This is a genomic window from Erythrobacter sp. AP23 (genome assembly GCF_001542855.1).
Taxonomy (GTDB): domain Bacteria; phylum Pseudomonadota; class Alphaproteobacteria; order Sphingomonadales; family Sphingomonadaceae; genus Qipengyuania.
The window spans coordinates 1-12657 of the sequence record NZ_LNBY01000020.1 but is presented as its reverse complement, the minus strand read 5'-3'; the positions used below and the strand labels follow the sequence as shown (position 1 = coordinate 12657).

Genomic DNA, 12657 nt, shown 5'->3' with positions numbered 1-12657 from the left:
GGTTGAAGACACATGTCTATGCCTCTACTAAGCGGGATCCGGGGATCGAACGCTGTGAGAGCCTGAACAGACGGTGCGAGATTACCGCTGTTGCGGCGCAGAATACGCCCCGCGCACCCAGCAGCTCGCGTCTCTTGTCGAGGAAATCCGTCCGTCGGTAGGCTGCTTCCACCTTGTTTGAGAACAAATGCGCGAGCGCTGCCTCGGCCACGTCGCCCGGATAGTCAGTCTGTTCCGCCACCCAGTCGCGGAATGCTGAGCGGAACCCGTGCACGGTCACGCCCAGGCCCTGATCACGCAGGATCTTGAGCAACCTCATATCCGAAAGCGGCTTCTTCCGAGCCTAGCGAAGGAGCGAATGGCGAAGCAGGAAGTTTTTATAAGTTAAACTTATATGTTTTAAATGATTAGTAAAATACTTGTCTAAAAAACTGGCTCCGCTATCATCTCTGTGCGTCGGAAAACACCATTCAGACATTTTCAATTCTATGCAAATGATATTATAATGTTGCCGATGCTTTTTTAGCAATGCTTCAGATGCCGGGAGTGTTGCCGTCTTATCGTAAAGGGCTGCCGAGTGGCCTCATCGAGAGCGACGGCTATGTCGGCGAAGCGCGAAGCCAGCGACGCGCCGGGAGATGGCGAAGAAGATCGGGCTTGGGCGGAAATCAGGCGCGACCCTGCCGAACTCAAAGCGCCGCACGGCCAAGAGTCGTGGCCGCAAATCAGCATAAGTGTGCCTTAGCTGTAGGAGCCGCTGAGGCTCCTCCGCAATTTCCTTCGGAACATGGCGCTCTAGCCAATCAAACGTCGTCTGCTGACCGAAACTCGTCCACGTTGATTTCGTTGGCCATTCGTCCGACAGCAACGGCAACAGTGGCGTCGCCCGTAACATTGGTCATCGTCCGCATCATATCCAGCAGGTGATTTATGCCTGCCACGAACGCAATCGTTTCGAGCGGGACACCAATCGAGGTGAGCACCAAACTCATCATCACAAGGCCGGAACCAGGCACGCCAGCGGCTCCGATAGCACCCAACGTCGAGGTCAGACCGATCAGTAGATAACTCGTCCAATGGAGGTCGATGCCGAAGGCCTGCGCACCGAACAAGGCGATCACGCCCAGATACATTGCCGTACCGTTCATGTTGATCGTCGCGCCCAAGGCCACCGTAAAGCTGGCGATCGAGTTCGAAACGCCGAGATTTCGCTCGACGCATCGCAGCGTTACCGGCAGCGCTGCGTTTGAAGATGCGGTAGAAAATGCGACGGCCTGCGCATCGACAATGCCCCGGAAGAAATCGACCACAGGCAACTTCGCGATCAGTTTGAGAATCGCGGGATAAACGAAAAGAAGGATTATCCCACATCCCAGGAAGTTCAGGAGAACGAGCTCGCTCAACGGCGCGAGCGCCGCAAAACCGAAGGTCCCCGCAACCCAGGCGATCAGCGCGAACACGCCGAACGGCGTGAGTTCCATCACCAGCATAGTCATCTGCTGCATGACTATGGAGCCTGCCTCCATCGCGCGAACTAGTGGCGCACCTTCCTTCCCCGACAGCAGGATCGAGATACCGAACAGGACTGCGAAGACGATCAGCGGCAGAATGCTCCCCTGGGCCATCGCCATTATCGGGTTGTCCGGCACCAAGCCCACGATCAAATCGATCAAGGACTGGTCCGGCGGCGGCGCTACGGCGGTGCCCGCGGGCAGAGTGATCGTGAGGCCGTCACCCGGGCGTACGATTGATGCGAGCGCCATCCCCAGAGAGACAGATATCACCGCAGTCGCGAAGAACAGCGCGAGTGCTCGGCCGCCCACTTGGCCCAACCGCCCGACGTCCCCGACAGCCGTGATGCCGGAGACGAGCGAAAAGAAGATGAGGGGGACCACGAGCATCTTGATCGCCCGGATAAAGAGGTCGCCAATCCAGCGCAGGGATTGCGCCTGCTCGCCGAGCAGCACTCCGGCCACCACGCCCAGAACCAATGCTAGCAGGACTCTCTTCCAGAGAGGGATCGAAAACCAAGTGCGCAACATCGGGTGCCTTCCTGCGATACGTGACGTGCCGCATTGAGTTCTACCGCGCATAGCAAAGGAAGAAGTTCTGGCGACGTCGATCTGTATGCACCACCATAACCTGCACTTATGGACACCCAAGCGGAAGATACTTGTTCGCGTCGGCGGTCCGGGTATCCGTTGGTAGCCCGGTGCCGGGCGGGAGGATAATATGATCACAGTTCGCGCCGCCGCGCTTATCGCCACCGCCGCCCTTTCGACGAGTTCGTATGCTGCCACTGGCAACTTCGTATGCTGCCACTGGCAACGACGCCCCGGGCACGGTCGATCTGCTAATCCGCGGAGGCACCGTTTACGATGGGAGCGACAGGCCACCTTTCGTGGGCGACGTAGCAATCACGGGGGATCGGATCGTTGCCGTAGGCCCTTCCCTCGATATCGCGGCCGCCAAGGTCGAAGATGCGCGCGGGATGATCGTCTCTCCCGGTTTCATCGACGCGCATACCCATCCCGACAGCTATATTCGCTCCAGCAACCCAACTGAGCGGCTGAATGTTCCGTGGCTCGCACAAGGCGTTTCGACGATCGTAATCGGAGTGGATGGATCCGGCGACTTCAATGTTGCCGACGATCTTGCTGCCCTGGAAGCTAGTGGCATTGGCACCAATGTCGCTGCCCTGGTCGGGTTCGGCGCCATCCGCGCCGAGGTGATTGGAGAGATCGATCGAGCACCAACGCCGGCCGAGCTCGAGAAAGAGAAGGCAGTGGTGGCCAAAGCCATGTGCGAGGGAGCGTTCGGGTTTTCTACCGGCCTCTTTTATGCCCCGCAAAGCTACTCGCAGACCGACGAGGTCGTGGCGCTGGCCAGGGAGGCGGCCGCCCGCGGCGGAATCTATGATACTCACCAGCGCGATGAATCGAGCTATACGATCGGCCTGGTTGCCTCGGTCGAGGAAGCAATCGATATTGGACGCCAAGCCGGCCTCCCGGTCCATTTCGCGCACATCAAGGCGTTAGGTGTGGATGTCCACGAACAGTCGGCGGCAGTGATCGCGCACATCGAACGCGCGCGTGCGGAGGGTATCGACGTCACCGCGGACCAGTATCCTTGGACCGCATCTGGCTCAAACTTACAGGCCGCGCTCGTCCCCCGTTGGGCCGTCGATGGCGGATACGACGCCATGCTCGAGCGCTTCGGCGATCCCGCCACGCTGGCCCGAATCAAGGTCGAGATGGAAGAGAATCTTCGTCGGCGTGGTGGGCGGGACTCGCTCCTGCTTACAGCGACAGGTGTGCCCTGGACCGGCAAGACCTTGGGCAAGATGGCCACTCAATGGAATCTTAGCCCCGTGGATGCGGCTATTCGCATCCTCTCGAGCAACGTCGAATTCGACGACAACCGGAGCCGGGGCTCGCTCAGCCGCAGTCAACTCGCGCAGACCGCTTCGTTCAACATGGCCGAAGCCGATGTTGAAGCTTTCATGAAGCAGCCTTGGGTCGTTACCGGGTCTGACGGATCGGACGGCCACCCTCGTCAGTATGCGAGCTTCCCGCGCAAGTACCAAACTTACGTAAAAGAGCGGGCCGTGATCTCGCTCCGCGATTTTATTCATCAGTCGACGGGCGCGACGGCGGATATCTATGGAATGACCGAACGCGGGTATCTGAGGCCCGGTTACTACGCCGATGTTCTGATCTTGGATCCTGACGAATATGCTCCGCGCGCGGACTACGTGAACGCTCGAGTGCCGTCCGTTGGAGTAAGATCACTTGTCGTGAATGGAACCGAAGTGCTGCGTGACGGCAAACCAACTGGTGCAGCGCCTGGTCACGGTATTCGACATGTTCCTCCCGACGGCAGCTGTTCTTAGCGACAGCAGATTGGTAGCCATGGCCCGTCTTGCTAAGGCCGAGTGATGAAGCTTCGCCACATCGAGATATTCCACGCGGTCTATCTAAATCGTACTGTCAGCGCGGCAGCCCGTGCTCTCAACGTATCTCAGCCAGCTGTGACGAAGACGCTCAAGCACGCCGAGCAGCTGCTCGGTTTTCCGCTTTTCGATCGACGCAGCGGAAGGCTGGTGCCAACCGAAGATGCGCACACGATCTTCGCTGAAGTGGCTCAAATCCAATCGCAGGTTGCGTCCCTGCGTCAGGCCACTCGGAATCTGCGCCATGGCACTGGCTCTCTGCGAGTATCGGTTTTGCCCTCGCTAGCGCTCGGCATCCTGCCCCGCGCCGTTGCCATGTTTTCGCGCCGACATCCCGAAGTCTTCTTCGATCTGCAGACCGTACACCACGATGGGATCGCTCGGGTCCTCTACGAGCACGACGCCGATATCGTCGTCGCGTTCGAAAAGCCCGTAGGCCTCCCACTGATTTCCGAGTGGCTGGGTGAAGGTGAATTGGGCCTGCTCTATCGGCGGGAAGATTTCACCGATGCACCGCCACGCATTCCTATGAAGATGGTGCAGGATCACCGTTTCATAAGCCTCGTGGAGAGCGGCCCGATCGGCGATTTGCTGAGAGCAGAACTGGGCCGCACGAAGATCGAATTGGACGAGGCAGCGTCAGCCCGAACCTTCTACATCGGGTCGGCTCTGGTGCGCGAAGGGCTGGGGATGGCGGTGCTTGACAATTTCACAGCGCAAGCGGCTGTGAACGAAGATGTCGAGTTTCGCCCGCTGCAGCCGGCGCTCACTTTCGACGTCTTCGCTATGACACTGGAAAGCCGGCCGTTTTCCCACAGCGCAATGGAGTTTTTGGAAGTTTTCAAGACCTGCCTCGACGCGGCATAATATTGGCTACTCGTTCAAAAAAATGGGAGCAGCCGGGGCCGCTCCCATAGGCAGGGTGAAAGCAGAGCTTGTCAGAACGAGACCTTCGCCCGCACTCGGAAGGTTCGGCCGAGAAGATCGTAGAGCGACTGGTTGGTGGCCGGCGTCGCATAGGCGCTGTCGGCGGGTCCCGAAGCCACGCGAGAGCGCGATTGCCGCCCCAACGCCCGCCAAGCTCATGAAACTCCTCCTCGTGCCTGCCCTTCTGTTGTTTGTTGCACCATTATTACGAAGTCGATCGGCACGGAGAATGGCAATAGCAATCATATGTTGACCACCCACCATAACGAGAAGTTAAGGAGAGCCCCAGAATCCCTGTGCCGCCGGCGTCATCACGCCTTCGACTTCCTTTACCCCATGCGGTCGATCCGCCGCGAGCCAAGTGGGTCCATCGAGATCGATGAACGCGCATCGCTGCGCGAGCACGAGTGCCGGCGCGATGGAAAGTGAGCTGGAAACCATGCAACCCACCATCAATTGTAGCCCCGCCTGCTGTGCCGCGGTTGAGACCTCAAACGCGGTCGTAAGCCCGCCAGTCTTGTCCAACTTGATATTGATGACTTGATAGCGACGCGCAATCTGGGGAATGTCGTCCCAGACGTGACCCGATTCATCGGCAGCGAGCGGGACTAGCGGTGCAAATCCCTCCAATTCGGCATCTTCGCCCGCCGGAAGCGGCTGCTCCAGCAAGTCCACCTTGAGACCCGCCAGCGCAGCCTGTCGATCGGCGAGCCCCTGCATGGACCAGCTCTCGTTGGGATCGACGATCAACCTAGGCGTGGGCGCGACCTCTCTGACGGCGCGGAGCGCTGCCAGCGGGTCATCGTCGTCTACCTTCACTTTCAAAAGCGGGACATTATGAAGTACAAGGGCCGCAGCCGCCATATTAGCCGGTGTGTCAATCCCCACCGTCATGGCAGTGGCGACCGGGGCCGGTTCAGGCCAGCCCACCAATTCAGAGACACTCTTGCCCGCAAGCTTTGCCTCGAGATCCCAAAGGGCGCAATCGACGGCATTCCGCCCCGCTCCGGCGGGCATCAGGTCAAGCAGCCCTCGGCGATCGACGCCGGCCTCGATCGCAATACGCGCTCTCTCGATTTCCTGTAGGGCGCTATCAAGCGTCTCATCGTAGCGGGCGTAAGGTACTCCCTCACCACGCCCGATGACGCCGCCCTGCGTGATCTCAACCGTGACCACATCGGCCGCAGTCTTTGTTCCGCGTGATATGCGGAAGGGACGATTCAGGCGGAAGGAGGTTTGACCTGCTGAGATTTGCCGAAGCATTGTTCTATCCGATCGATGATTTCCTCGACACCGAAGGCGACGGGATCGGTGGTGGGCAAACCGGTCTCCTCCGCGGTGCGACAACACACATCCTGCGCCTCTTCCCGTGTCAGACTGGATGTGTTGAGCGCGATTCCAAGGGCGACAGCATCCGGACTGGTCAACCGAGCGACTCGCAGGTTCGCCTCGATCGTGTCGGACAGCAAGGGCATCGCGTAGTGTGGCAGCCCTCGCATGTGGGGCCGCGTAGGATCGTGGCAAATTACGATTCCGTCAGCCTGCGCCCCATGCAACAAACCAGTCGATACGCCTGCAAACGAAGGGTGAAACAAGGACCCCTGACCCTCGATCAAGTCCCACCCGTTGTCGTCGCGTGCAGGCGAAAGCTGCTCGATCGCCCCAGAGATGAAGTCGGCGACAACGGCATCAAGCGGCACGCCCGATCCGGCAATCAAAATGCCGGTCTGACCGGTCGCGCGAAAATCGGCCGCGATGCCTCGCGCCCTCATGGCGCGCTCCAGATGAAGCGTAGTCACCATCTTTCCCACCGAACAGTCGGTGCCGACAGTGAGTAAGCGCCTGCCGCCACGCGGAAGGCCATTGCCGACAGGCAGGTCGGAGCTGGCATCACGGACATCGAAGAGACACCGTCCCTGGCGCTTGGCCGCAGCAACAAGGCGGGGTTCGTCGCGGAGGCGACGGTGCAGGCCCGACGCGATGTCGAGACCTGCATCGAGAGCTGCCTCGCAATCATCGATCAATTCATTGCTCAGCGTTCCGCCGGCGTTGGCGATACCAAGGATGAGCGTCTTGGCGCCTGCCGCCGCGGCTTCGGCGAAGCTCATCCGGGGAAGGCCAAGCGAAAGAGCCCCTGCCCCGTGCACGAATTCACCGATCGAGTCCTCCGCCCGAAACATCGCGATGCCGCGAGAGGTCTTGATGGCCATCGGATCGACGGTCGAACCCAAGTATAGCAGGTAGGGTGTTTTTATCATGATCCACAGCGTCTCTATGAGTGCCCCCGTCCTGACAGCCATCTTCACAGAATGCGTATCAAATTGATCGGGCAGACTATAACCTAAGGGAATATTTTTGGTTGCCGCAGTCTTGCTGGACCGATTCAGCCCGGTGCGCTGATGTATCGGTGTTGCACGCAGTTCGAATAGATCAGCCCTTTGCGAAGTCGAGTGGACGCAGCGAAGCCCATGGAGTCCTGGCAAAGAGCGATAGGCAGCCAGCAAGCTCCCGCGGCGCCGAAACGCCGCGGGTGCAGGCGGTCAATCCGCCGGGCTTTAGAAGATGGCGAACCGGTCGCCACGCTTCTCGCCCGCAGCGGGGACGAGATTGGCGTAGAGTCGGAGCGGTCCGAACTCAGGGGCGGTAAAGCTGAGCGACACATAGTCGCGGCCGCTTGCCTCGGACCAGCGGTTCCAGCCGGCGCCGATCTCGACGTCGCCGAAATAGACCCGGTAGTCGAGTTGAATCTCGCTGGTCTTGCGAGGGTTAGCGGCGATTGTGATGTCCTCGCGAAGACTAATGGTCGTCAGCTGATGCTGTGGACGGCTCTCCACCCTCAGCGGAATCGGGATATTGAACCGCGCCGGGTCTGCCGGAGGCTCCAACTCCTGAGAAGGTGGAGCCTGTATGAGCAAGACAACGAACAAGTTTGCGCCTGAAGTTCGCGAACGCGCGGTACGGATGGTTTTCGACCACGAGCGGGATCATCCCTCGCGATGGATAGCGGTGGTGTCGATCGCGGAGAAGATCGGCTGCGTGCCGCAGACGCTGCGTGAGTGGGTGAAGAAGGCCGAGGTCGAGAGCGGCAAGCGGGCGGGTGTCCCGACCGAAGTTGCCGACAAGATGAAGGCGCTGGAACGCGAGCTGCGCGAGTTGCGACAGGCCAACGAGATCCTTCATAAGGCTTCCGCATATTTTGCTCAGGCGGAGCTCGACCGCCCGTTCCGGCGATGATCGCTTTTATTGACGATCACCGCGATGCCTATGGGGTCGAGCCGATCTGCCGCGTCCTGCCGATCGTCCCATCGACATATCACGAGCGCGTCGCGCAGCGTCGCGATCCGGCACGCCTGTCGGCGGGGGCGCAACGGGATCAGCCGCTCAAGCCTGAGATTGCCCGCGTGTTCGCCGAGAACTTTGCGGTTTACGGTGTCCGCAAGGTCTGGTGGCAAATGATGCGGGAGGGCTTTCCGATCGCCCGCTGTACCGTTGCGCGGCTGATGCGTGAGATGGGCCTGGCAGGAGCGATCCGTGGCAAACCGATACGCACGACCATCAGTGACAAGGCTGCACCGTGCCTACTGGATCACGTCAACCGCCAGTTTTACGCGCCCGCGCCGAACATGCTGTGGGTGTCGGACTTTACCTACGTCGCGACCTGGGCGGGGTTCGTTTACGTCGCCTTCGTCATCGACACCTATGCCAGGCGGATCGTTGGCTGGCGGGCCAGCAGGACGGCGCATGCCAGCTTCGTCCTTGATGCCCTGGAACAGGCGCTTCACGATCGCCGGCCGACCCACCGGGGCGGCCTCATCCATCATAGCGACCGCGGGTCGCAATACGTGTACCGAGCGCCTCGCGGAAGCCGGGATCGAGCCCTCGGTCGGCAGCGTCGGCGACAGCTGTGACAATGCTTTGGCTGAGACCATCAATGGCCTCTACAAGGCCGAGGTGATCCATAGGCGTGGGCCGTGGCGGAGCTTCGAAGCGGTGGAATACGCGACCCTCGAATGGGTCGACTGGTTCAACCATCGCCGACTGCTGGAGCCCATCGGCAACATCCCGCCCGCGGAAGCCGAAGATCAATATTATGCTGCCGCGGACAACATCGATATGGCAGCGTGACTCACAACCCAAAGCCTCCGGCAGACCCGGCGCGGTTCACCGTGCCGAATTTGTCTTATCGATTTTGTCTTATCGATGTTAAAAAATTCAGAGTTGGGTGCGGTAGTTGGTGACTTCAACTACGAGGTGCGCCAAATTACTTAAATAATCCAGAGAAATCAATATTATTGGTGCCCAGAAGAGGACGAAGATGGGCACTCAAATCATTGGCAAATTCTCGCCTCTCTTCCCTAGTCGTGTTCACTTTGCGCCATATTTTGGGCATCCGATTGTACGCCACGCGATCCCGAAATCTGCCATTGGTTTATATAGGATCTGACGGCAACTTCGAGCCCCTCTCCGGCCGCAAACCTCGGCGACTCCCCACCCGGAAGGCGGCTGGAGAACAGGCGCCATTTTAGTCAGTAGGGCAAAGAGAAGGCAGTCAACGGGCCAACATGCCTCGACGACGTGTGACCGGGGCTCTTACTTGGTCAGTTCTGAGTTGGAGGCCCCACGGACTGCTGCCTGAAATTCTTGGATGCGAGGAAGGCGGTTGGAAAAAGATGGAGGCACCATAGCAAAGAACGCCTCTTGCGCTACAAATGTGGCACCCAGATTGGGCAATGCGCCTTTTGCAACGAGCGATGCCTCCTTTTCATGGATATGCTGCACGAGTGCGCGCCCTCTAGAGGTTAGCGGGGCAACGAAATGCGGCTGCATCTGCCGGTCAACCCAGTCGATGAGGCACGTGGCAAAATCGATATGGGCCAAGTTTTGTGAAAGAAGGAACTTGACGAAGGCAAATAGAAATTCGTGCTCCTTTTCGCCTACGCCTACCCCTACATCCGCGCCGGAAGCGCGTAGGTTTGTCTCTGCGACCATGAGCGGCACATCCATGCCAAAATATATAGATCGCGCTATGTTAGTCAGTCCGTGGGTGAAGAGATCAAAGTATGAAACTGGAAAGCAACCATTGTCACTTCTTGTTTCGACCATTTTTATGCAGAGTTCCTCAAGATCCTGAATGAAGGGGCTCTCATCTAGTCCCGAAGTTTCAAAGAGCGATATTGCCGAAGCTGCCTGCAGGACCTGATTCTTCGGGATTAGCAACGCCTTTTTCGGCGCCTCCCCGCGCAATTGTTGTCGTACGTCGGCCCAATACGATTGTTGTGAGTCCGGATGATGCAGCACTAGGATCACCGGCAGGGGGTGTTGCTCCCAATAAATGCGATGCTTATCTTCGGGGTAGAAGCGATAGGCTTCGCCGGACTCGTTGCCGAAGTAGGAGATGCCGGACTTCACTTGGACGCTCACCAGACGTCCGGTCGCTTGCCCCTTTCCGTTCACATGCTCGATCTGGGCGTCGATTCCGACGTCGCCGGTAGGCGTCTCGCGCCAGATACAACCTAGGCTTGCGATCGCGGTCGCAACCGCATTGATGCCTAGACGCTCTTTCTGATAATTTGCGGGCGTTTCCAAGAAGTCAGCAAAATACCCGGAACCGGACGATAGGTTGTTTAGACCACCGAGCTGCCGCGTCCCTGCGAATCTGCCGGGGCAACCGCCGTGTACATCCACCTTGTCGCTGATCGCGCAGCCAGGGCGTCGACGGATATCAAAATAAAGCTTTAGCGATCAAATCGAGGTCCATTGGAGCGACTTCAGAGCCGAAGCGGCCGCGGTAGAAGCGACGAATTCGGGCCCGTCGCTTGACTGGACTTGCGCTCTCGGGAGGGAGGCTAAGAAGCGCGCGCTCGCCGGAACTCTGTAAGCGGAGCGCGTGCTGCACCAAGTCGGCCCCAGTCAACTGCGCAAGCCGGCATAGGTCCGTCGCAAGGTACTTCACAATTCGGGTCAGCAGGAGAAAGTCGTCGAAACTTAGGTTATCCGGCTCGCTCGGCGCAGGCAGACCGTAGGCGCCACGGATCATTGGGTCGAGCGATGTGAGCGTGGCATGAGAGGCCGCAAGCGACGCTCGACTCTTGCGCGGGTGGTTCAGGTGGTTCCGGACCAGGCGGTAGTAGTCGAGGATCAGATACCGTTCGATCCAGATGCGATGCTTGTTCAAGGTGAAGCCGCCAGGAAGAGCATCGAGCACCCAGTCCAGCGGAGCCTCACCATTCACTCGGGTCCGAACTGGCGCACCGACAAGAGTGCCAAATTCATCGGCGAAATCATACAGAAAGCCCTCCAGCTGCTGATAGGCTCCGACTAGAAACAGAGCCGCTGATCGGTTCGGTAGATTAGCGAGATCCAATTCTTGGACGGCTATGCCTTGTGCGGACGCCCGAGCGTGGAGGTAAGCGTCTGGATTGCCAGACGCTTGCGCAGCATCCAAAAAATCTCGGACACCGACTTCGATGACCTCGTCCATACCATCATTGTGGCCCAGGGTATCCAGCAACGTCCGATAAGAGGCGAACCGCCAATTAATGCTGCTGGAGCCGCGAGTAACCGCCGGTAGACGGGCGCAATGGCGCAACCCAGCCTGAAGCTTGGCCGGTACTGGTTTTATCGCCATTCTTACCCCCATTTTTCTTGCGCCGCCTCGCGGACCGAGCGGCGAACCAGCAGGTACCCGTTAGCTGTCCAGTGGACAATCGACGCTTTATTGCATTGTCTTGGCGCACGCTCACAAATGCGGCATGGAGCAATCAGCAAGGAGGGGTTGCGTGGATCCGACAAATGTTCAGGAGTTTCTCGATGAGGTATCTGCGCACTTACCTGGCAGTGGCGAGGTAATTGTCTATCGTGGTCACGAAGACAGAGGCTTTTATCTTGTGCCTGCCGTCTTCCGAGACGGGTATGCATCCCAAGAGCATCTTCTGCTTAGCGAATTAATATCGGCACACCCGTTGGAGTTTCGCGACGACACTAGTGCTTTGGAGCGCTTAGTCCGAGTCCAACACTACGACTTGCCCAGCCGGCTGCTGGACGTGAGCTGGAATCCGTTAGTAGCTCTTTATTTTGCTACTGCGCCCAGGAAAGGGCGCCGCCCCGCTCCGGCTGGTGCACGGGCAAAAACAGAACAGTACGAGAAGGATGGCCAGGTTATCGTATTCAAGGTCAACGAAAATCTCGTAAAATATTACGATAGCGATACAGTCTCATGCCTCGCAAATCTGTCGCGCCTGAAACCGGAACATAAACGTCAGCTAAAACGCGCGATAAAGGGCCCCGGTGACGTCTACGAGCAGACCTCGATGAAGCGACTAATGCACTTCATCCGATCTGAAAAACCTGCCTTTTTGGAAGAGATAGTGTTGCCTGAACTTGTGAGCGCCTTCCTTGTGAAGCCTAAGCAAAATAACCGTCGGATAACGGCACAGTCGGGCGCTTTCTTTCTTCTTGGTCTTACAGAGAAGCTGCCAGAAGGAGGAATGGGCGGTATCACGATTGAGCGCATCACGATCCCAGGCGACAGTAAGTCGGCAATAAGAACTCAACTAGCTCAGTTGGCGATCAATGAAAAATCCATGTTTCCAGAACTCGATCGCGCTGCCCGATAATACTGTCAAAAAGCGGCCCCATGATGTGACTTCGTAAAGCAGATGTTCGACTCTTCTCACGAACGATTGTTCGTTCTAGCGGCGCTTTGCCGTCCGTAATTCGGTCGCTAGCCGAACGGCAGCTTACCACCATTAACCGCTGGAAACGGACAGTCCGCAACT

At 58.5% G+C, this 12657-nt stretch carries 9 protein-coding genes, 2 pseudogenes and 1 other annotated feature; of the genes and pseudogenes, 4 read left to right on the top strand and 7 right to left on the bottom strand.

What is annotated here, in order from left to right; all coding sequences use genetic code 11:
- Positions 1-16 precede the first annotated feature (16 nt).
- Positions 17-337: pseudogene (locus tag ASS64_RS17005) on the bottom strand (hypothetical protein); the annotation flags it as partial.
- A 466-nt stretch (positions 338-803) separates the two neighbouring features.
- A complete protein-coding gene (locus tag ASS64_RS15390; RefSeq protein ID WP_067696404.1) occupies positions 804-2042 on the bottom strand; it encodes a dicarboxylate/amino acid:cation symporter in 1239 nt (412 codons plus the stop codon).
- 359 nt (positions 2043-2401) lie between these two features.
- Here ASS64_RS15390 and ASS64_RS15385 point away from each other — a divergent pair, with 359 nt between their 5' ends.
- Positions 2402-3892, top strand: coding sequence for an amidohydrolase family protein (locus tag ASS64_RS15385; protein WP_369815382.1), 1491 nt, complete (start codon positions 2402-2404; stop codon positions 3890-3892).
- Positions 3893-3937: 45 nt separating this feature from the next.
- A complete protein-coding gene (locus tag ASS64_RS15380; RefSeq protein WP_067696397.1) occupies positions 3938-4819 on the top strand; it encodes a LysR family transcriptional regulator in 882 nt (293 codons plus the stop codon).
- Between the two features lie 333 nt (positions 4820-5152).
- Here ASS64_RS15380 and dgcA read toward each other — a convergent pair whose 3' ends face one another.
- From dgcA to ASS64_RS15365, 3 genes are all read right to left on the bottom strand, one after another.
- Entirely contained in the window at positions 5153-6142 is a 990-nt protein-coding gene (gene dgcA, locus ASS64_RS15375; RefSeq protein ID WP_067696394.1) for an N-acetyl-D-Glu racemase DgcA, read from the bottom strand.
- Entirely contained in the window at positions 6100-7137 is a 1038-nt protein-coding gene (gene dgcN / locus ASS64_RS15370; RefSeq protein ID WP_198147749.1) for an N-acetyltransferase DgcN, read from the bottom strand. The genes dgcA and dgcN overlap by 43 nt, the downstream gene beginning before the upstream one ends.
- 297 nt (positions 7138-7434) lie before the next feature.
- A complete protein-coding gene (locus ASS64_RS15365) occupies positions 7435-7764 on the bottom strand; it encodes a DUF736 family protein (RefSeq protein WP_234002420.1) in 330 nt (109 codons plus the stop codon).
- A 22-nt stretch (positions 7765-7786) separates the two neighbouring features.
- Here ASS64_RS15365 and ASS64_RS16530 point away from each other — a divergent pair.
- Positions 7787-9004: pseudogene (locus ASS64_RS16530) on the top strand (IS3 family transposase).
- Positions 8068-8184 (top strand) — a sequence feature (AL1L pseudoknot). It overlaps the preceding pseudogene by 117 nt.
- 465 nt (positions 9005-9469) lie before the next feature.
- Here ASS64_RS16530 and ASS64_RS15350 read toward each other — a convergent pair.
- Positions 9470-10465: a DUF4365 domain-containing protein gene (locus ASS64_RS15350; protein WP_067696829.1), complete on the bottom strand. Its 996-nt coding sequence runs from the start codon at positions 10463-10465 to the stop codon at positions 9470-9472.
- Positions 10466-10601: 136 nt separating this feature from the next.
- Positions 10602-11507 carry a hypothetical protein gene (locus tag ASS64_RS15345; protein WP_157075222.1) on the bottom strand — a complete coding sequence of 302 codons (906 nt, stop codon included), beginning with the start codon at positions 11505-11507 and terminating at the stop codon, positions 10602-10604.
- A gap of 151 nt (positions 11508-11658) precedes the next feature.
- Between ASS64_RS15345 and ASS64_RS15340 the strand changes: the two genes are divergently transcribed.
- A complete protein-coding gene (locus ASS64_RS15340) occupies positions 11659-12495 on the top strand; it encodes an FRG domain-containing protein (RefSeq protein WP_198147736.1) in 837 nt (278 codons plus the stop codon).
- Positions 12496-12657: the final 162 nt, after the last annotated feature.

Excerpts from the sequence above, each read along its gene's own strand:
- ASS64_RS15345 (WP_157075222.1), bottom strand. The coding sequence starts at position 11,507 with ATGGCGATAAAACCAGTACCGGCCAAGCTTCAGGCTGGGTTGCGCCAT.
- dgcA (WP_067696394.1), bottom strand. The coding sequence starts at position 6,142 with ATGCTTCGGCAAATCTCAGCAGGTCAAACCTCCTTCCGCCTGAATCGT.
- ASS64_RS15390 (WP_067696404.1), bottom strand. The coding sequence starts at position 2,042 with ATGTTGCGCACTTGGTTTTCGATCCCTCTCTGGAAGAGAGTCCTGCTA.
- ASS64_RS15380 (WP_067696397.1), top strand. The coding sequence starts at position 3,938 with ATGAAGCTTCGCCACATCGAGATATTCCACGCGGTCTATCTAAATCGT.
- dgcN (WP_198147749.1), bottom strand. The coding sequence starts at position 7,137 with ATGATAAAAACACCCTACCTGCTATACTTGGGTTCGACCGTCGATCCG.